A 19471-nucleotide genomic window follows, 5' to 3' on the forward strand; every position below is an offset into this window, starting at 1 on the left:
TGATAGCTCCTTTTTCGTGCGCTCGAACCTAGGACGTGCACAACCAGCATGTGGATGGATCACGGAGAAACCCGAATGCCGGAACAGATTATTTGTCAGCGGGCATTGCCGTGCAAGAGGCGGGCAGATCCTGGCAGTCGGCAAACCAGATACGGCATCATTCATGTTCTAGAGTGGCGGTCTCAATCAGACGAGTCTCTTATTGATGCCAGCGTGCGCGAAGTGAGCGAGGAACTGAGGTTCAGCTCCCTATTCGCTATGCACTTGGCGGGTGAGCCGGTCGATGCGTTTTCTGGTGTCATTGGCAACGTCGAGGATCATGGGGTGAACCAGCCTTCTGCGTGCGACTGCTCGATGAGCGCCGGGAGCGCATCCAGCAGCGCTTCCAGAGTGGTACGAATCTGTCTGGCGGCAATTTTCGGAGGCGCACCCCAAGAAGCTGCTTCATCCATCAGACGCCTTCCGTTGACGTCGTCGATATGCGCACCGGCGTTACCCCTGAAAGGAGTGTAATGCACTGATTTTTGAACTTTAGTCGGCTGATGGCCTTAATGCGAGGAATCTTGTGCATTGGTACACGGTGGCGATTGATGCCCAGAAGTTTGGTCTTTAACCGTTGTGTGCCACTCAAGTCCAAGAGGCAGCAGGCATGCAACAAATATCACGCAGGGTGAAGACCTTGAACCAAGTGTCATTGCGTTTGAGAATTGCATTCGGTGGTGGACGCGCACGATCATTGATTTCGAATACCTAGTCCAACGGTCTATATAATTGATGAGCTACTCGGATGCTAATAATTACGTTCTGATATGTGATGTTACTTCAGGCGTTTGGAAATAATGCTGCTCAGATATAGCGTGTTTCGTGACATCAGGTGATGTAATTGGCGGTAGATCTGACTGGAGATTCGAATGTAATTCAAAAAAATCAACGTTGCGCTATCCGTGTGCGCAATTCTCATTGTCAGCACGATTGTGGGTCAACCCGCGGGGGCTACCATTACAGAATTTAGTACGAATGAACGTCAAATTCTCGGAGAATCGCAGGCGGATGAACTATATGTCGTTGGCCCAAGCGGCGATAGATTCTATCCGGACCGCCTGTCGGCGTCGTTGAAATTTGTCGGCACTCCAGCGAATTACTGGTCACCATGTGGAATTTTCGACAAGAATAACAAGATGGTCCGGAAATTTAACCGTCAAGCAATCAAAGGGCTTTCCAGGAAAACGGGTAACTTACGTTGCGGGTGGCATAAAAACGCAAAAGGAAGCACGAAAGCAACGGGCGTAGGCTTTCGGCACATTAAAGCTGGTCACATGAGCCAGTGGGAGAATCAGGCCGTTTTCCTCCGTGCCAACTGGCGTGAAATGGCGGACTGGGCTACGAACGAGGCTCTGAATCACTCTTGTAAGAAGGGATACTTTAAGTCTCAAGGCAAGGCCAAGTATGTTGCTCCATATCAGATTCGCGATAGCCGGGATCGGGTCATCAGGAGGTTTGCAGTCTATGTAGTGGTTGGCGCAAAGGATCAGAATGTAATCACTAGTTACCCGAGGGATGGTCGCTACTCGTGCAGCCTATAATTTTCAATCTAGCCTGACTGTATTGCGTCTTATTGATTTATTGCAGAGTTTCGATTTCGTACGAATTTCCGCGAATTAGTCCGCGTTTTCCGGAGAAATTATAAAGGGCGCCCAATATTAGGTCGTCTTGTGGGGCATAGGGAACGTCGTGGTCGGCAAGGCGCCATTCGATGACTGCCAAATGGTCTTCGTGTGCAGCGGGGAGTTCTATGTAAATACCCCAAGGGCTCAAACTCGCTTTAATGCCAGGCTGATCGTTCAGGAAATCGACCAGCAATTGCCGCTTATGTGTAATCATGCAAGATAGCCTAGCCCAGATTCATCAGGTGAGCTCCGTCGTGAGTCGCAGTTTGATAATCATATTTGCTAGAGTCCTAGTCGCCTTCTGATTATTAGGACAAGTGATAAAACCACCAGCGCCAGGTGCTCGGTGCTAGGTTCCACGCACCCGGAAGACAAGGTAGTTTTCCAAAAACATTCGTACAGGTACTGTCCATTCAGAGGGCAAGGACAAGGGGTCGCGATCCCTGAAACGACGAACTTAATATCCGTCCTGCAGCTGTCGCGTGAAACAGTAATTTTCGGGCCCTCTAAGGGGTCGACAACTTTCCACCTGGGCGGATGCAATAATCTTCCCCGCCAGCGAAACATTTGATAGCCCGCTCATTCCTCCAAGACTGTCGGTTCTGTCTCTCGGCAAAGGACTTAGCTGCGCATTCAGAACCCATCGCCCAAATAAACCTTTCAATCCGTTTCTCAGAAAAGCCCTAGGAATGAATTGCGCCTGTCATATGTATCAAAGCGGGCGCGACCAGCACATGGACGGAACAAGAAGGAAACGGAATGCCAGAGCAGATTAATGTCAGCGCCGTCTTTATCCGAAACGAAGCGGGACAGGTCCTGACAGGCCGCAAACGAGGTACAACTTCGTTCATGTTCCCCGGTGGCAAGCCAGAGCTAGGGGAGTCGCCCATCGACGCGGCGGTGCGTGAAGTGAGTGAAGAGCTGGGAGTCAGTTTGGACCCAGCATTGCTGAGTATCATCGGCACCTTCACGGCCCCGGCGGCCAACGAAGAGGGGCATAACGTTCAAGCCACTGTATTTGAGCATCCTTTGGTACCGATTAGTGAACCACTCGCTGAAATTGAGCAGTTGCGGTGGATCGACCCTTCAGCGGAAGTAGAGGAGCTTGCTCCTCTACTCCAAGATGTAGTCTTCCCTGCTTTGCTCGCTGGGTCACGAAAGATTCAGAGCTTGGCAGTTTTCACCGGCTCGGCTTCAGGTAAGTCACCTATTTATGAGCAAGCGGCCGAAAACTTCGCACGTACAGTTGCCGGCTCGGGTAGGGCCATCGTCTATGGCGGTGGACGCGTGGGCCTGATGGGAACAATCGCAGATGCGGCGCGAGCGGCTGGCGGAGAAGTTTTCGGAGTCATGCCGCAGGTTCTGGTTGATGGCGAACTGGCGCACCCAGGACTAACGAGCCTAGAAGTTGTTCCAGACATGCATGCACGAAAGCACCGCATGTCGGAACTGGCTGATGGCTTTGTCGCACTGCCCGGTGGTGCCGGAACGTTGGAAGAGCTCTTTGAAGTGTGGACCTGGCAACAGCTTGGAATCCATGCGAAACCAGTAGCCCTTCTGGACGTCGACGGATTCTGGCAGCCTCTGCTGAGCATGCTGGATCACATGACTGATCAGGGATTCCTGGCTCCGCAGTTCCGCGACTCGTTGGTGGTGGCCAGCGAACCACAAGCGCTTTTGGACGCCCTGTCCTCGTGGCAGGCTCCGGCGGCCAAATGGAGCGCAGGATCTAAGAACTAAAGCACGAGGAACAATTCGAGCCCAGTGCCCAGCAGTTTGCACCGCTGGGCACTGGGCTCGAATTCATGGGTTCGACTCGGTACTACTAGCTCACTAGAGCGTAGGCTCTTGTGCCGTTGCGTTCACCGGGGCATCCTGGGCCTTGCCGGCAACGCGCAGGTTCCAGTGCTCAATCACTTGTCGGTCCGTGGACTTGGTCAGCAACGATACAACAATGAATGCCGCGGCCGAAGCGATCAGGCCGTAGTAGATCGGCTCATTGGCATAGACGCCGTCGAACTTGTTCTCGGCCTGGATTTCCAAGATGATCATCGTGCCGAGCGTAACGAGGGAGCCGGCAGCCATGGAGGCTGTAGCGCCAACGCCGTTGCCGCGCTTCCACAGCAGGCCGCCGATAATGGCCACCAGCAAGCCGCCCACCAGAATGTCGTAGGCGATGGTCAGTGCTGCAACCACGTCGTCCACCAGGATTGCCAAGGTCACGGTGACCAGCCCCAGCACCATCACCCAGATGCGGTTGGCCCGGACATCGTGCTCGGGGTTCTCATCCGAATTGACCTGGATCTGCTTGCCGAACCAGCTGGCAACAAATGGGGTCACGTCGGTACGGGCCACCGTTGCGGCGGCGATCAGCGCGCCGGAAGCGGTGGACATCATGGCGGCCACGGCTGCGGCCATGACCAGGCCGCCCACGGCCACTGGAAGCAGCTGCGTGGCGACTTCTGCGTAGACGACGTCCTTGTTCTCTGCCGCACCGGTGATGTTCGGCAGCGCCACCTTCGCGGCCATGCCGATCAATGCGCCGGCGGCGCCGTAGAAGACGCAGTAGATGCCGGCGGTCATGCCGCCCCAGCGGGCCACTTTTGGAGTCTTCGCGGTGAAGACGCGCTGCCAGATGTCCTGGCCGATGAGCAGACCCAGGGTGTAGACCACAAAGTAGGTGATGATCGACTGCAGGCCCATGCCGTTGATGTCGAAGAACTCGGCGCCCACGCGCTCGCGGATGCCATCCAGGCCGCCGGCGGCGTTCAGCGAGAATGGCAGCATCAGTGCGAAGATGCCGATGGTCTTGATGACGAACTGCACCTGGTCCGCCAGGGTGATGGACCACATGCCGCCGATGGTCGAATACACCACGACGATCGCGCCGCCAATGGCGATAGCAACCCACTTCTCCCAGCCGAAGAGCACAACAAAGATGGTGGCGTAGGCGCTGGTGGAGGTTGCGCAAAGCATCAGCGTATAGGCCAGCATCACGATGCCGGAGGTATTGGTTGCTGCCGCGCTGCCGTAGCGCAGGTTCAGCATCTGGGAGACGGTGTAGACCTTCAGCTTCTGCAGTGTCGGCGCGAAGGCCAGCGAAAGCAGGATGACGCCTGCGCCAATGGCCACCACGAGCCACATGCCGGAGATACCGTGCTTGTAGCCCAGTCCGACGCCGCCCACGGTGGAAGCGCCACCGAGCACCACCGCGGCCATGGTTCCGGTGTAGAGGAAGGGGCCGAGTCGACGGCCTGCGACCAGATAGTCGCTGCTGTTTTTGGTGCGGGACTTGCCCCACCATCCGAAAGCGAGCATGGCCGCGAGATATAGCGCGACAATGGCCCCATTGATGAATTCCATGGACTTCCCCGATGCGAGTGAGAATGCTTACCGTAGGTAAACTTTTATTTCTCATTAGGCTACTTGTGTGGGCTGCGACAGGTCAATGGGCGGCGGCTTTATGACTGTGAACTGGCTCGCCCCGTAGGGTGATGAACATTACTGCTCTATTGACCGAAAAAATCTAGACAATTTGCCTAGAAATATGCATTATGGCATGCATGGTGTCATAGTCGCGTAGTAATAGGCATTCACGGTGCGCAATCGAGTGTTCTTTAGTACTGTTTCTCGACGACGCAACGTTGCATCACCGGCTTTAACGCCCCAATTTCCGTTGCGTCCAACTATTGCTCGCAACCAGAAAGACGCCTGAAGATGAGTGAAAATGCTCAAGGTCTGACAAAGAAGTCAGCCGGACATGTCATTGTCGATACTCTTGCCGCACATGGCGTTGAACGAGCCTACGTCGTCCCGGGTGAAAGCTACCTGGACGTTCTCGACGGACTGCACAACTCATCCATCGAGACCGTCGTTTGCCGCCACGAAGGCGGAGCCACCTATATGGCCGAGGCCGAGGGGAAAATGCATCAGCGCCCCGGCATCGCGATGGTGACCCGAGGGCCGGGTGCCGCCAACGCGCACGTTGGCTTGCACACCGCATGGCAGGACTCCACTCCGCTGGTGCTCTTTGTTGGGCTGATTCCCTTCGAGCACCGCGAAAAAGAAGCCTTCCAGGAGTTTGACCCGAAGGCGTGGTTTGGAACCGGAGCCAAGCGCGTGATGATCCTGGACCATGCGGACCGCGCCAGCGAAGTCGTCGCCGAAGCGATGTTCGCGGCCATGTCAGGCCGCCCAGGTCCTGTGGTGGTCGGGCTTCCAGAAGACGTTATCCGCAACGAGGTTTCCGCCGAGCTGCACCCGGAAATTCCTGTCGCCACCGGCGGCATGACTGTGACTGACTGGAAGTCGCTGAACAATGCCTTGCAGGAAGCGGATAAGCCACTGTTTATTTTTGGCGGCAATGACTGGTCTCAGCAGGGTGCTGCCGATTTCACCTGCTGGCTCGAAGAACACGATCTTCCTGCCGCTGCCGAATGGCGTTGCGAAGGAACTGTTCCTTTCAACTCTCCTTCCTACGTTGGGCCCATCGGCTACGGGCGCCCCAAGCCAACCTACGATCTCCTGGAAGAAACAGATCTGCTGATCTTCGTCGGTACCGTGCCCGGGGACGTCATTACCGACGGCTTTAACGTCCGCCAAAACTGGGAGAAGAAAAACTTCCTGGTGACCATCGACCCGTCCTTGCGCGGACGCTCCGGTCCGGTCTCGCACCAGATTGTCGCCAAGCCGGATGTCTTCGTCCGCGACCTTCTGCTCATGGACTTGCCGGTGAAGGATTCCTGGAAGGAATGGACCTCGCGGATGCGTGGCGAGCAGGAGAAATTCGCCGCGCTGCCAACCCCGGTGCCTGCGGACGGACCGGCAAAAATGGCGACCTTGATGTCGAATCTGGTCAGCGCACTGCCCGAAGATGCGATGGTCACCTTCGGCGCCGGTGAGCATACCAACTGGGCGCACCGCTACTTCCCGACCAACGGCTATGCCTCGATGCTCTCGGCACGCAACGGCTCCATGGGCTACTCGATCCCATCGGCCGTGGCAGCATCCCTGAATTACCCGGGGCGCCGCGTCGTGACCATTGCAGGTGACGGCGAATTCCTGATGAACGGCCAGGAGCTGGCCACGGCAACCCAATACGGGGCAACACCGCTGGTGATCATCATGGACAACCAGCAGTACGGCACCATCCGCACCCACCAGGAGCGCCAGTATCCGGAGCGCGTTTCCGGCACGCAGCTGCAGAATCCAGACTTCGCGTTGATGGCCCAGTCCTTTGGCGGATTTGGAGTCCGCGTAGAGAAGGACACTGAAATCCCGGCAGCGCTGGAAGCAGCGGTAAAGGCAATCGAGGAGAACGGGACTTTCGCCCTGATCCACTTGATCGTGGAACAAGGGGTCAAAGCCTACTAGGTAGCGCTTCGGCGCGGATGCTCCGGGTCGGTTCCGGGGCGAGGCTCTAAGCGGGCATATAATTCCAACGGGTATCGTTTATGCGGTACCCGTTGGATGCCTTAAGTGGCAGAGTAGTCAGATGAAGTTTGGCAGCTACAACTTGCAATAGCGGAGCTCAAAGACATGAATGATCCCCTGATCGCCAGCCTCATGCGCGCCGTCGACGCCGCGCCAGAGGAACACGAGTTGCGCCTCCATCTGGCCCAGCAGCTGCACCAGGCCAACCGTGCCGCTGAAGCTCTGACGCATATCAACATTGTGGTCCAAAAAGATCCCGGCAACACCGCGGCCTTGCAATTGCTCGGCCAGGTGAGTGCTGCGCTGCTGGGCAACGCCACACCTGCACCGGCTTCCGCACCGGAACCAGCAAAGCCACAGCACACCGAAGAACCTGATTTTGATTGGGATGCGGCGGCCCAGCAGCTCGGCCAATCCGTGCCAGCCCCATTTGCGGAGCCAGAAATCCAGATGGGCGGGAGCGCAGAAACTGTCGCCCCAGTGGAACCAGCGGGGCAGCGCATTACCTTGGCTGATGTTGGCGGTCTGCAGAATGTTAAAGACCGGCTGAATGAATCATTCTTGGCACCGATGCGCAACGCCGCCATCGCCAAGGCCTTCGGCAAATCCCTGCGAGGCGGACTGCTGCTGTACGGTCCTCCCGGCTGCGGCAAGACCTTTGTGGCTCGCGCGGTTGCCGGCGAGCTCCAAGCGAACTTCATGGCCGTCACCATGACCGACATTCTTGATTCGCATATCGGTGAAACTGAGAAGAATATTAAAGCGGTCTTCGACAAGGCCCGCAGCAACTCGCCGACAGTGTTGTTCCTCGATGAAGTTGATGCATTGGGGCTGCGCCGAGGCTCATTAACCGGAAGCGCGTCATGGCTGCGCCAGATGGTCAATCAGCTGCTTATGGAGATGGATTCGCTCTCCTCAAACAATGACGGACTCTACATCCTGGCCGCGACCAACCACCCATGGGACCTGGATGAGGCGCTGTTGCGCCCAGGACGTTTGGACCGCTCAGTGCTGGTCACCGCTCCGGACCAGCCAGCTCGCGAATCAATCCTGCGCTATCACCTGGAGCGTCGACCCATCGCAGGTATCGACCTGAAATGGATTGCCGGGCAAACCGATGGATTCTCGGGCGCCGACCTGGAGCACTTGTGCACCACAGCCGCGGAAAAAGCCATGATGCAGTCCATCGAGCGCAATGAGGTGCTGCCGGTGAATATGGCACATATTCATCTGGCGATGAAAGAAGTGAAGCCATCGACCCTGCCGTGGCTGGAGTCTGCACGCAATGTGGTGCGGTTCAGCAACGAGAATGGGCGTTATGACGAGCTGGCTGATTATCTGGTCGCCAGAAAACTGTTGTAATCCAAGCCCGGAAGGCACCGCATGGATTTTGACGTCCTCTACACCAGGATCACCCATCATCTGGCTACGGGCAGGGAAGCCGAAGCCATTAGCCTGCTCAAGGACAATCTCAATGATTATCAGCAGGTTGCCGAATTCTGGATCCTGTACGCGGCCTGCCATCTGAACTTGGAGCAGTGGAGCGAAGCTGAAGCCGCCGCTCGCGTGGCATTGGGGCTGAATCCCGAGCATCCAGTAGCTGGTGAGCAGCTCGCGGTGGCACTTTCCGGCCAGCGCCGTCGTGACGAGGCCCTGGCAACCATCCAACAGGTCATCGCGGTGGCGCCGGAGCATGCCCGTGGACACTATCTGCTGGGCATCTTCTTGCTGGGCAATATCCAGAACAATGACGAGCGGATCTTGGCCCGCCAGGCCACTGAGCATGCACTGAAATTGGAACCTGAAAACCCCGACTTTTATCAAGGTGCAGCTCTCGCAGCCGACATCGCCGGAGATCACCGAGGCGCGATGAGGCTCCTGGAAGCAGGGCTGCGCATTGACCCTCATCATCAAGGGCTATTGCGTTCGGCAGGCAGCATCGAAATGGGCCGCAAGATCGTGGGGGACCACGGCCAATTATTGCGCGGCATGCTGGCCAGCGATCCAATGAACGAAAAGCTGCACGAGGACTACGCGGAGAACTTTCTGGCCAAGCAGGCGGTTTACGCGGACCGCTGGTGGTTATCCATTCCGGCGCTCGCAGCCGTCGCTGCTTTTGGGCACGCTGCCAGTTTGCCGGTCACCCTGATTGTGGTTGTGCTGCTGCTTGGCGGTGGTGGCCTGTTCGCTTGGTGGAATATCTCCACGTATAAAAGGACGGAGAAAACGCTACCTTCGGGGTACATCAAAGATATTCACGCCCGCTTCCCGGCGCTGCCCAAAGCCATGCGCGGGTACCAGGCCAGTTGGGCGGCTGCGGTAGCTGGCGCTGTGGCGGGCTGCTTCGTTCCACTCGCGGGTGCGATCTTGATGCTTCTTGGCGTTGTGGCGGGCCGGGTGGCCGCTGCTCTCATATTTCGAGAAATTTCAGGGCCTCCGCAGAACCGCCAGGATCCTGAAGAACGAAGGGTGCATCTGGTGCGCCTGAGCGGAGGCTACGCGGCAGGCTTCTGGAAACGTGTGCTGATAGTTTTCGCGCATCTGGCCTTCTTCGGAGTATGCATGGCCCGACCAAGCCAGATGGCCGCAGTTCCAATGTGGTCGGCGGGTATGGGACTGTTGATGGTCGGTGGGGTTTTGGCCTATTGCCAGCTCCGTCTGGGATTCAAGAACAACGCTTTCGCTTATGGGCTGGCGGTGAGCAGCTCGGCAAAATCGAGAGGCTTCGCGCTGCTGCGAGGCAACATCGGCGGGATGTACTTCATCGGGGTGCATCTGGTGTTCGGATTCATTGCATTTGTCCTGTCGCTCTCATTGCTTGCTGGTGTCCCGCAGTCCTCGGACAGCTCTGGAGGAACCGAGGATGAAGAGCCTTCGGGACCAGTTCAGCTGCCACGCGAAGAACTTGACCGGTTGACTAGAACCCCTGTGCCGAAGCCTGAAGAATTCAGTTTTTCACCCATGCCAGAACTGCCTGACATCCCATCGCTGGACCAGTAGCATCCAGCGAAATTCACACGATCGAAAAGATCACAATCCAACTGAAGATTCTGTCTTGGCATGCTCGGCCTGAAGAAATAAGATGAATTGCTACCGAATCACGTGAAGCAAAAACCCCGACCACGAGGTGGATAATCAGATGGCAATGATGAGCGAAGAGCTCATTGAGCAGTGGGCCGACGCAACTGCTGAGATCTACAATGAGTCCTTGACTGGCATCAACCTGAGCCGTCTGCCCGACGCAGTGGCGCAATACGTCGAACTCTTTGCACAGAGCGAGAATCTGACGTTTAACGAAGATGCCACCCCAACCGATTACTTTGAGCATCACCCATTCGTTGCGGTGACTGCTGTGTTGAACAGCCCTGAGGCCCTGGAGGTCTTGGACGGCGATGCGCAGGACGCGCTGGATTCGATGGCTGACTTCACTGAAGCCTGGTACAACTTCGACCTTGAGCAGGAACCGGAGCTGGGCATTTCCGAGGCAGACGTCGAAGAAGACTGGTAAACACCAGTAGCGCATTTGACCGGCGCCAGGCAGAGAATTGCCTGGTGCCGGTTTTTATCTACCCAAATCTTCTGAAAACTATTCCCATTAACCGGCGAGAGTGCAACGATTCCGGTATGAGCCAGTTCAGTGTTTTTGAAAGCACCGTTCTCATACATCTTCCGGTGCACCGCGTCTGGGAATTGCTGACCGACTGGGCAGCAGCTCCTTTGTGGATCCATGGAATTGGTTCCATGCATTCAGATGACCCAGAACTAAAAGTCGGAACCAATCTGGTCTATAGAATCGCAGGCCACGAACGGGCCTACCGCGTCCACGACCTGATTGAGAACCGGCTGCTGATCATGCACACATCAGAGAATCCGGACGGGCTGTCCTACCGATACGATCTGAAAGACGACGCCGGGTACACCGAGGTGGTGCTGCAAGTGGCGATCATCAATCCTGATTTGAGCGTTGAACAGTGCGAAGAGCTGGCTGCGAACGTTCGCGAAAGCGAGGGGGACAAATTGGATCAATTGCGCCTCTACGCAGAGCAAGCGCCGTAAGTCCCGTTCCTCCGTTGCGGTATTGCCGCAGTACCGCACCATGAATGGCAAAATAGATCGGCCGTGATAGAGGATGGGATCCGGAAACTACCGAATCTCACCCTCTGCCACGGCCACTGGCTCATCAATCAGCGGGTTCTCCACTTCGTCGCGTGCAAATTTTCCAGCCCACCACGCAATGACGCCAAACACCGGTGAAGCCAGACCTGCGATGATGAAAATCGCCTGCAAGCTCAGGACTTGGGTCAGTGGCCCAGCCGCTGCCATGGATAGCGGCATCAGCGCCAGCGAAACGAAAAAGTCCAAGCTGGAGATCCTGCCCAGCAGGTGGCGGGGCACTCGGCGTTGCAACAGCGTTCCCCAAATGACCATGCCCACAGCGTCGGTGATGCCGAATGCCAGGAGGATGGCAAAGAGCATCCACGCTTCTTCGGCATAGCCCACCAATGCCAGCGGCAATGTTCCCAGACACCAGCAGGCTGTCATCAGGCTCAGGTACCGGCGCGGGAATTTAGCGGAGGCGATCAGCAGCGAGCCGAGTGCTGATCCGAGGCCGAAGAAAGCCAGGGCGAAGCTGAAGAGCTTGGCGTCCCCGTGCAGATTATCGCTGACGATAAAGGGCAGCAGAACTTCAAAAGGTCCAATGAAGGTGAACACGGAAACGACCGAAAACAGCAAGGTCCACAACAGCCACCGGGTGCGCACCGTATAGCCGACGCCCTCGCGCAGCTGCCGGAGGATGCCCGGCTGCGGCTGGCCGTCCGCCGGACCCGTCGCGTTATAGGCGTCCCGGCTGGGGATCGTGCGCAGCATCAGCAAGGCGAGCAGGTGAACCAGTGCCACGCCAATGATGGCGTGCGCTGGGGACAAGGCTGCCACCACGAATCCGGCGGTCATCGGGCCCAAGGCAGTGTGGACCACGGGGCGCACGGTTCCTTCCAGGCCATTGGCGGCCAAGAGCTGCTCGGGTGGCAACATCTTGGGCAGTAGGGCGGAGTATGCAGGGTAGAAAAATGCTGATCCTGAACCGATGAGAAATCCTGCCACCATGAGGTGCCACAGTTCCAGTACCCCGCTAATGGCCAGCACCGCGGTGATGCTCATCAGCACAAAGGAAAAGGTCTCTACCAGCACCACGATGCGCCGGCAGGAATGCCGGTCGGCCATGATCCCGCCCAAGAGTACAAAACACAGCAGGCCCACGGCATTGGCCGTGGCCACCATTGAAAGTTCCACCGGCCCGCCGCCCAAGCGGCGCACCTGGTAGACCATGGCCACGGTCCACATGCCCGCGGCGAAAGTAGACAGGACAAGAGCGCTAGCCAGCAGGGCATAATCGCGGACCGCGAAAGGCTTGACGAGGCGCAGCGCGGAGGTCTTGAGCGCGCTCATTCAAACTCCTACGTTAGTGCGTAAGTATCATCATCCGCCTAGTGATTGAATTTTGTCAATCAGTATTTTTCGGTACAAAAACAGGGAGCAAGCCAGCTGGCCCGCTCCCTGTTTTCCAAGCTGAAAACTACTCAGCGTCGTGGTCGGTCTCCAAGATGGTGACCAGCTGGTCCAGCGCTGCATCTGCGCCGTCGCCTTCGGCACGCAGCACCACGGTGGTGCCGTGCTCGGCGCCCAGTCCCATCAGCGACAGGATGCTTGATGCGTCCATTGCGTCTTCTGCTGGTTCGCCTTCCAGCGCGATGGTGACCTCTACCGGAAGTTCTGCTGCGGCTTCGGCGAAGATAGCTGCCGGGCGGGCGTGCAGGCCGACGCGGCTACCGATGATTGCTTTACGTTCTGCCATGATGGGCTCCTTGGGGATCTTGTGAACAGTGGTTGACGATAAATTCTAGTGGCCTACAAGCCGAAGCGGTCCAATTCGCTCAGCTCAGCGCGCACGGCGCTGCGGGCCAGTTCGGCCGACGGCGCATCCAGGGCCACCTTGGCCAGGCGCTGTGCCTTGGCGAAGTCCACGGTGCGCAATACCGCCGAGACCGGAGCCAGTGCGCGCTTGTTCATGGACAAGGTGGTGACACCCAAGCCCACCAGCACCACGGCCAGGGCCGGGTCGGCAGCGGCTTCGCCGCACACGCCCACCGGCTTGCCGCCCGCGCTTTGCGCACCGGCGGTGGTGGCAGCCACCATGTGCAGCACAGCAGGCTGCCATGGATCATTGAGCTCGGCCAAGGTGCCCAACTGCCGATCCGCAGCCATGGTGTACTGGGTCAAGTCGTTGGTGCCAATGGACACGAAATCACAGCGCTGCAGGATCTGGCCGGCCAGTACAGCTGCCGATGGGACCTCGATCATGGTTCCGGCGGTGGCCAGGCCAGCGGCCCGGGCCATCTTTGCGAAATCTTCCGCTTCGGCCGGGGTGGAGATCATCGGCGCCATCACCCAGACATCCGCTTCATGCTCATCCGCAGCCTGGGCGATGGCCTTGAGCTGGCGTTCCAGCACGCCGGGGCTGGACAGGTCGGTGCGGTAGCCGCGCACACCCAGCGCAGGGTTTGGCTCGCTGGAATCGGTCAGGAATGGCAGCGGCTTATCGGCGCCGGCATCCAGGGTGCGAACCACCACTTTCTTGCCGCCGAAGGCCGCAAAAACAGCGCCGTATGCGGAAACCTGCTCTTCATGGGTCGGTTCCTTTTCCTTGCCCAGGAAGCAGAATTCGGTGCGCAGCAGGCCCACGCCCTCGGCGCCGGCGGCGGCGGCCAGCTGCGCGTCCTCGCCGCTGCCCACATTGGACAGCAGCGGCACGCGATAGCCATCGGAAAGCTCGCCGGTGCCGGTGAAGTCCGGAAGGACTTCGCGGTTGGCGTAGGTCGCCGCCAGGTGCTCTTCGGCAGCGCCGGGGTCGGTGATCACCAGGCCGTCGATGCCATCAACAAAAACATAGTCCCCGTCGGCCAGCTCAGTGGTGTCCGGTGCGGCAACAATGGCCGGCAGGCCCAGCGAGCGGGCGATGATCGCGGTATGCGACTGCGGCCCGCCATCTGAGGTGACCAGGGCCAGCACCTTGGCCGGATCCAGGGTCGCAGTGTCCGCCGGGGCAAGATCCACGGCGGCCAGGATGAACGGCTGGTCCGAATCCGGGATGCCCGGAGCCGGGACGCCGCGCAGCTCTGCCACGATGCGGGCGCGCACGTCCAGCACGTCCCCGGCGCGTTCGGCCATGTAGCCGCCCAGCGCGGTCAGCTGGGTCGCTACCGCATCGGCCGCTTCCCAGATGGCCGACTCGGCGCAGGTGCCACCGGCAACCAGCTTGGTCGCCGACTTGATCAGGCTGCGGTCGCTGGCCATCAATGCGGTGGCCTTCAGCACGGCCTGCGCATCTCCGGTTGCGAGCGCGGCGCGCTCCTTGAGCCCGGTGGCGACGGCTTTGGAGGCCTCGGCCAGGCGCTGGGTTTCCTCTTCGGGGCTCACGCCCTGCGGCAGCGGCGCGCCATCTGCCGGGGCGAGGATTGGCTCAGGCATGCGGCGCACGTGTCCGATGACGCGTCCGGCGCTGACGCCTACTCCGGTGAACTGCTTGCTCATGCTGCGACCTTTGCCGGTTCAGCGGCTCCGACAGGAGCCTTGCGTACATACTTCTTCAGAACGATAACCACTGCTGCTGAGACAACGGTACCAATCAAGGTGGCCAGCAGGAACAGCGGCCAGGTGTTGTTCATGGCGAAGAAGACGAAGATGCCGCCGTGCGGGGCCTGGCTGACCACGTTGAAGCTCATGATCAGCGAGCCGGTGACACCGGCACCGACCATCGAAGCCGGGATCACGCGCAGCGGATCGGCAGCCGCGAAGGGGATGGCGCCTTCGGAAATGAACGCCGCGCCCAGCAGCCAGGCGGCCTTGCCGTTTTCGCGTTCTGCCTCGGTGAACAGCTTGGCGCTGATGGTGGTGGCCAGGGCCATCGCCAGCGGCGGAACCATGCCGGCGGCCATGACGGCAGCCATGATCATCATCGGGGCAGGGTTATCGGCCAGCGATGCGGTACCCAATCCGGCCACGGCGAAGGAGTACGCCACCTTGTTCACCGGTCCGCCGAGGTCGACGGCCATCATCAGGCCGAGCACCAGGCCGAGCACGGCTGCGGCGGTGCCGGACATGCCCGAAAGCCAGTTGTTCAAGGCTTCGGTCAGCTTGGCGATCGGACCGCCGAGGAACAGAAACATCAAGCCCGAGGCGATGATCGAGCCCAGCAGCGGCACGATGACCACGGGCATCAGCCCGCGCATCCAGCGTGGAACATTCCACGAGTTGATCCAGCGGCAGGCCAGGCCGGCGATCAGACCGCCGACGATGCCGCCGATGAACCCGGCTCCCATGAAGCCGGCCACCGCGCCTGCGGTGAAGCCCGGCGCGATGCCCGGGCGGTCGGCGTAGGCGTAGGCGATATAGCCGCCCAGCGCCGGAACCAGGAAGCCCATGGACAGGCCACCGATCTTGAACGCCACCGCGCCGAGGTAGGCGCCCAGCGGACCGAATGGGGTCTCAAGCTGCGACATGACGTCGGCACCGGGCAGGTTGAACAGGGTGTTGGATCCCAGCACGTCATCGGCCACATCAGTGATCGAGTAGCCGCCGAGCAAGAAGCCCAGCGCGATCAGCAGGCCTCCACCGGCGACAAACGGAATCATGTAGGAGACACCGGTGAGCAGGGCGCGCTTGAGGCCCGCGCCGAAGGACTCGGAGCCGTTCTTCTCCTCGGCCGTTGCGGTGGTCCCGGCGGGAACACGGCGGGCCTGCGGATCCTCGGAGGCGGCGATGGCGTCGTTGATCAGCTTTTCCGGCTCATCGATGCCGCGCTTGACCGGAACCTGAATGACCGGCTTGCCGGCGAAGCGGCCGCGGTCGCGCACGTCCACATCCACCGCGAAGATCACAGCGTCGGCGGCCTCGATCACCGCTGGGTCCAGCGGGGTGGAACCCGAGGAGCCCTGGGTTTCCACGGCGAACTCCACTCCCATTTCCTGCGCGGTCTGGGCCAGCGAGTCGGCAGCCATGTAGGTGTGGGCGATGCCGGTAGGGCAGGCGGTGACCGCAACGATCGACTTCTTCTTGGCAGCGCCGTCGGCTGCCTCAGCGGCCGGGGCCGGAGCAGCGGCGGCAGGGGCAGGGGCTGCGGCAGGGGCGTCGGAAACGACCTCGCGGACCAGCTCCACGATCTGCGCTTCACTCTGCGCGGCACGCAAGGAGGCGGTGAAGGACTTCTTCACCAGCGCGCGGGCGAGCTTGGAAAGCAGCTTCAGGTGGGCCTGGTCGGCGCCATCCGGGGCGGCGATGAAGAAGACCAGGTCGGCCTCGCCGTCCTTGGCGCCGAAGTCCACCTTCGGGTTCAGGCGGGCCATGGCCAAGGTGGGCACGGTCACCGCTGCCGAACGGCAATGCGGAATGGCAATGCCGCCGGGAACGCCGGTGGCGGTCTTGGCTTCGCGGGCCTTGCCGTCGGCGGCCAGGGCGCCGGCATCGGTGGCACGGCCCTGTTCGGCAACCAGTGACGCCAGCTTTTCGATGACCTCGCCCGTGCTGTTGCCCAGATCGGCATCGAGCAGCACGAGCTCTGCGGTGATTAGTTCACTCATGACTCGGTTCCTTGCGTTGAAGTAAGTTCGTCGACGGTGACGGCGTCAACGGTGAGATCGGATTCTGTAGGGATGGTGGAGCCCGGCAGCTGCGTGGCGGCAGCCCCATAGGCGACGGCGTTTTTCAGCCGTTCAGGGGCGCTGGCCCCTGCAACATCTGCCAGCAGGTAGCCAGCCAGCGAGGAATCGCCGGCCCCTACCGTGCTGCGCGGGGTGATCGGGGTGTGCGATCCGTGCCAGACACCCTGCTCGGTGACCAGCAGCGCGCCCTGGGCTCCCAGAGTGGCCAGGACCGCGCCGATGCCCGTCTCCAGCAGCTTCTTGGCGCAGTCGGCGGCCAGTTCTATCGAGCCTTCCAGCGCCGCTTCGTCGCAGCCTCCGACCAGCTCAGCCAGCTCTTCGGCATTGGGCTTGATCAGATCGGGGATGTGCAGCGCGCCGTGGGCGAAGAGCTCGATCAAAGGCGCTCCGGAAGTGTCCACCGCGATCTTCGGGCACTTCCCGCCCAGTGTTGTGCGCAGTTGCGCGGTGAGTTGGGCGTAGAAGTCGACGGGGACTGACGGCGGCAGCGAACCGGCCAGCACCAGCCAGTCGGCGCTGGCGGCCGCGTCGGCCACCAGGTCGCCGAGCTCTGCCAGCTGCTGCGCAGTCAGGGCCGGACCGGGCTCGTTGATCTTGGTGGTGGTGCCATCGGGATCGGTCAGGGTGATATTGGTGCGCAGCGGCTCGGTGATCGACAGGGTGCGGTGGGCCAGCTTGTCGCTGGACAGCGCGGTGATCAGCGGATCGGTGCTCGCACCGGGCAGCACTGCCAGGGTCGGCACGCCGGCCGCGGCGATGGCGCGCGAGACATTCACTCCCTTGCCCGCTGCCTGCACGTGGCTGGCGGTGGCGCGCTGCACCGCGCCGTGCGAGAGCGGTTCGCCCAGTTCAATGGTCTTGTCCAGGGCCGGGTTGACGGTCAGGGTGACAATCACGCGATCACAACCTCTACATCTGCGGCTTCCAGGGCAGCGGCGAGTTCCTCGCCGGGCTGCTTGTCGGTCACCAGGGTGTCAATCGATTCCAGGCGGGCAAAGCAGACCAGGGTTTCCTGGTCGAACTTGGAGCTGTCGGCCAGCAGCACCACGCGGCGTGCGCTGTTAACCAGCGCGCGCTTCACGGCGGCTTCCAGCGGATCCGGGGTGCTCAGGCCAAAGCCTGCGTGCAGCCCGTTGGTGCCGATGAAGGCGATGTCTGCGCGGTGCCGCGAGTATTCCTCGACCGTTTGCGCCCCGGAGGTGGCCCCGGTCAGGCCCCGTACGCGTCCGCCGATGAGCTCCAGGATGACGGCCTGGCTCTGTACCAGGACTGAAGCAATGGGCAGGGCGTGGGTGATGACGACCAAGCCGGCGCTGGCGTTGGTGCGCAGCATGCGCTCGGCGAGGAATTCGGTGGTGGTGCCGGCGTCGATGATGACCGAGGCGTCCGAGACCGGCAGCAGGCTCAAGGCGCGCTGGGCGATGCGGGACTTGGCATCGGAGTGGATGGCGGTGCGCACCAGGTGGCTTTCCTCGCGGGTGCTTGCCTCGGTGGTGGTGACCGCTCCGCCGTGGACGCGGCGCAAGAAGTTTTCCGATTCGAGCTGGGCCAGGTCGCGGCGGACCGTTTCCCGGGTGATCTCGAAGCGTTCGGACAGCTGCGCGACGGAAACTTTTCCGTCGGTCTCAAGCTGCTCGACGATCAGCCGGTGTCGTTCTTCGGCGAACATAGTGTGCCTCCGCAATCCCTCATGACCTGCACCACATGAATCTGTGTTTCCATGACTTTATGCCCGATTGTGTGGGAACGTCAAGTGAAGACCCGAGGAATTTTTGGCTTTATTTTGGTTTGGGTGAATTCGCTAGATGCTAGGCCAGATGAACGCTGGTGACTGCGACCCTGTTCACTGGGTTTCCGAAGTGGACGTGCTCCCACTTTGACAGCTGCGCCAGTGCTTATAGCGGTGCAGGGGCAGCTGAAGATGGTCCTCGTTGTTCCACTGCGCCGGACGGAAGGTGCTAGCCGTTTTTGCGGTATGACAGCAGGTGCTAGGAAGGAGAACTGAACCGGCGCAGTCCGGTCCAAGGCTTCGTGCTCCTATTGCATGCGGCAAGAGGCAACGTGTGATTCTTTGCCCGGCCACGCAAGCTGGAGCATGGTTCGAGACCCGCGGGGCTGGGCGGGATGCCATTTTGTCTACCACTGCCTCGGTTTCGCCGAGCAGGAATCGCCGGCTGGCCACTTTGGCCGCCGGGGGATAACGCCAGCTTGTCAAGCAGGCATTCGGTCGTCGAGGATTCCTGAGAGCTTCAAGAGGGGCAATTGGCATCTCCGGGACCACGCACGAATCACTCGAGATCCCGGAAATGCACTCGAGCTGGATCGCAGCAGCCATATGAGGCGGTGGGAACTTTGCAAGCGGCGGTGTCGCTTGGCAACAGGAGGGCTGCTGCCGCAGCAGAAGAGGGGCGCTCGCAATGAGTTGTCCTGCCCATTGGCCAGAAGAATAGAGAGGCCCAGGGGCGTCCGGCGTGCCGCGGGCTCCCTGCTGTCAAATAAAGTGACTTTTGAATATTTGGCACGACCGATAATAGCGCAATCGACGTTGGGACCGAATGCTTCCGCTGATGCTTGCCATGGTTCCTACCGTTCAGCGAACTCGCGGATGCGCAGCAGGCAGTTCGTGAATTGGCCCCCGGGGAGCCAATTGCTGGA

15 protein-coding genes are annotated in these 19471 nt (G+C 60.0%); 6 read left to right on the forward strand and 9 right to left on the reverse strand.

The window, feature by feature from the left end:
* Window positions 1–317: 317 nt before the first annotated feature.
* Together AC6CHO_RS08040 and AC6CHO_RS08045 are read right to left on the reverse strand one after the other, a co-directional pair.
* Window positions 318–452: a hypothetical protein gene (locus AC6CHO_RS08040; RefSeq protein ID WP_280521038.1), complete on the reverse strand. Its 135-nt coding sequence runs from the start codon at window positions 450–452 to the stop codon at window positions 318–320.
* A 1168-nt stretch (window positions 453–1620) separates the two neighbouring features.
* Window positions 1621–1881, reverse strand: coding sequence for a hypothetical protein (locus AC6CHO_RS08045; RefSeq protein ID WP_257745801.1), 261 nt, complete (start codon window positions 1879–1881; stop codon window positions 1621–1623).
* A gap of 545 nt (window positions 1882–2426) precedes the next feature.
* Between AC6CHO_RS08045 and AC6CHO_RS08050 the strand changes: the two genes are divergently transcribed.
* Entirely contained in the window at window positions 2427–3407 is a 981-nt protein-coding gene (locus AC6CHO_RS08050; RefSeq protein WP_195181640.1) for a TIGR00730 family Rossman fold protein, read from the forward strand.
* A 93-nt stretch (window positions 3408–3500) separates the two neighbouring features.
* Here the strand turns inward: AC6CHO_RS08050 and AC6CHO_RS08055 are convergent, their stop codons facing one another.
* Window positions 3501–5030: a sodium:solute symporter family protein gene (locus AC6CHO_RS08055; protein WP_498214529.1), complete on the reverse strand. Its 1530-nt coding sequence runs from the start codon at window positions 5028–5030 to the stop codon at window positions 3501–3503.
* Window positions 5031–5384: 354 nt separating this feature from the next.
* Here AC6CHO_RS08055 and AC6CHO_RS08060 point away from each other — a divergent pair, with 354 nt between their 5' ends.
* From AC6CHO_RS08060 to AC6CHO_RS08080, 5 genes are all read left to right on the forward strand, one after another.
* A complete protein-coding gene (locus tag AC6CHO_RS08060) occupies window positions 5385–7040 on the forward strand; it encodes a thiamine pyrophosphate-dependent enzyme (protein ID WP_498214530.1) in 1656 nt (551 codons plus the stop codon).
* Window positions 7041–7205: 165 nt separating this feature from the next.
* Window positions 7206–8462, forward strand: coding sequence for a tetratricopeptide repeat protein (locus AC6CHO_RS08065; RefSeq protein ID WP_498214531.1), 1257 nt, complete (start codon window positions 7206–7208; stop codon window positions 8460–8462).
* A gap of 21 nt (window positions 8463–8483) precedes the next feature.
* The gene (locus tag AC6CHO_RS08070; protein ID WP_498214532.1) at window positions 8484–10100 is read left to right on the forward strand and encodes a tetratricopeptide repeat protein; all 1617 of its coding nucleotides are present in this window, start codon (window positions 8484–8486) and stop codon (window positions 10098–10100) included.
* A gap of 139 nt (window positions 10101–10239) precedes the next feature.
* A complete protein-coding gene (locus AC6CHO_RS08075) occupies window positions 10240–10608 on the forward strand; it encodes a hypothetical protein (RefSeq protein ID WP_444661043.1) in 369 nt (122 codons plus the stop codon).
* A gap of 116 nt (window positions 10609–10724) precedes the next feature.
* The gene (locus tag AC6CHO_RS08080; protein WP_498214533.1) at window positions 10725–11156 is read left to right on the forward strand and encodes an SRPBCC family protein; all 432 of its coding nucleotides are present in this window, start codon (window positions 10725–10727) and stop codon (window positions 11154–11156) included.
* 87 nt (window positions 11157–11243) lie between these two features.
* Here the strand turns inward: AC6CHO_RS08080 and AC6CHO_RS08085 are convergent, their stop codons facing one another.
* The 6 genes from AC6CHO_RS08085 to AC6CHO_RS08110 all read right to left on the reverse strand — a co-directional run bounded on the left by AC6CHO_RS08085 (window position 11244) and on the right by AC6CHO_RS08110 (window position 18485).
* On the reverse strand, window positions 11244–12548 hold the full coding sequence (locus AC6CHO_RS08085) for an MFS transporter (protein ID WP_444661042.1): 1305 nt from the start codon (window positions 12546–12548) through the stop codon (window positions 11244–11246).
* A gap of 127 nt (window positions 12549–12675) precedes the next feature.
* Window positions 12676–12954 (reverse strand): HPr family phosphocarrier protein, encoded by a 279-nt coding sequence (locus AC6CHO_RS08090; RefSeq protein ID WP_195181632.1) that lies wholly within the window; start codon window positions 12952–12954, stop codon window positions 12676–12678.
* Between the two features lie 53 nt (window positions 12955–13007).
* Window positions 13008–14690 carry a phosphoenolpyruvate--protein phosphotransferase gene (gene ptsP, locus AC6CHO_RS08095; protein ID WP_498214535.1) on the reverse strand — a complete coding sequence of 561 codons (1683 nt, stop codon included), beginning with the start codon at window positions 14688–14690 and terminating at the stop codon, window positions 13008–13010.
* Window positions 14687–16735, reverse strand: coding sequence for a PTS fructose transporter subunit IIABC (locus tag AC6CHO_RS08100; protein WP_498214536.1), 2049 nt, complete (start codon window positions 16733–16735; stop codon window positions 14687–14689). Before AC6CHO_RS08100 ends, ptsP begins: the two co-directional genes overlap by 4 nt.
* The gene (locus tag AC6CHO_RS08105) at window positions 16732–17712 is read right to left on the reverse strand and encodes a 1-phosphofructokinase family hexose kinase (protein WP_498214538.1); all 981 of its coding nucleotides are present in this window, start codon (window positions 17710–17712) and stop codon (window positions 16732–16734) included. Before AC6CHO_RS08105 ends, AC6CHO_RS08100 begins: the two co-directional genes overlap by 4 nt.
* Window positions 17709–18485 carry a DeoR/GlpR family DNA-binding transcription regulator gene (locus tag AC6CHO_RS08110; RefSeq protein ID WP_498214539.1) on the reverse strand — a complete coding sequence of 259 codons (777 nt, stop codon included), beginning with the start codon at window positions 18483–18485 and terminating at the stop codon, window positions 17709–17711. The genes AC6CHO_RS08105 and AC6CHO_RS08110 overlap by 4 nt, the downstream gene beginning before the upstream one ends.
* Window positions 18486–19471: the final 986 nt, after the last annotated feature.

Source organism: Glutamicibacter sp. GQ173, from assembly GCF_059759215.1.

Bases quoted from the DNA above. Each gene is read 5' to 3' on its own strand.
- AC6CHO_RS08040 (WP_280521038.1), bottom strand. From the start codon at position 452: ATGGATGAAGCAGCTTCTTGGGGTGCGCCTCCGAAAATTGCCGCCAGA.
- AC6CHO_RS08045 (WP_257745801.1), bottom strand. From the start codon at position 1,881: ATGATTACACATAAGCGGCAATTGCTGGTCGATTTCCTGAACGATCAG.
- AC6CHO_RS08050 (WP_195181640.1), top strand. From the start codon at position 2,427: ATGCCAGAGCAGATTAATGTCAGCGCCGTCTTTATCCGAAACGAAGCG.
- AC6CHO_RS08055 (WP_498214529.1), bottom strand. From the start codon at position 5,030: ATGGAATTCATCAATGGGGCCATTGTCGCGCTATATCTCGCGGCCATG.
- AC6CHO_RS08060 (WP_498214530.1), top strand. From the start codon at position 5,385: ATGAGTGAAAATGCTCAAGGTCTGACAAAGAAGTCAGCCGGACATGTC.
- AC6CHO_RS08065 (WP_498214531.1), top strand. From the start codon at position 7,206: ATGAATGATCCCCTGATCGCCAGCCTCATGCGCGCCGTCGACGCCGCG.
- AC6CHO_RS08070 (WP_498214532.1), top strand. From the start codon at position 8,484: ATGGATTTTGACGTCCTCTACACCAGGATCACCCATCATCTGGCTACG.
- AC6CHO_RS08075 (WP_444661043.1), top strand. From the start codon at position 10,240: ATGGCAATGATGAGCGAAGAGCTCATTGAGCAGTGGGCCGACGCAACT.
- AC6CHO_RS08080 (WP_498214533.1), top strand. From the start codon at position 10,725: ATGAGCCAGTTCAGTGTTTTTGAAAGCACCGTTCTCATACATCTTCCG.
- AC6CHO_RS08085 (WP_444661042.1), bottom strand. From the start codon at position 12,548: ATGAGCGCGCTCAAGACCTCCGCGCTGCGCCTCGTCAAGCCTTTCGCG.
- AC6CHO_RS08090 (WP_195181632.1), bottom strand. From the start codon at position 12,954: ATGGCAGAACGTAAAGCAATCATCGGTAGCCGCGTCGGCCTGCACGCC.
- ptsP (WP_498214535.1), bottom strand. From the start codon at position 14,690: ATGAGCAAGCAGTTCACCGGAGTAGGCGTCAGCGCCGGACGCGTCATC.
- AC6CHO_RS08100 (WP_498214536.1), bottom strand. From the start codon at position 16,735: ATGAGTGAACTAATCACCGCAGAGCTCGTGCTGCTCGATGCCGATCTG.
- AC6CHO_RS08110 (WP_498214539.1), bottom strand. From the start codon at position 18,485: ATGTTCGCCGAAGAACGACACCGGCTGATCGTCGAGCAGCTTGAGACC.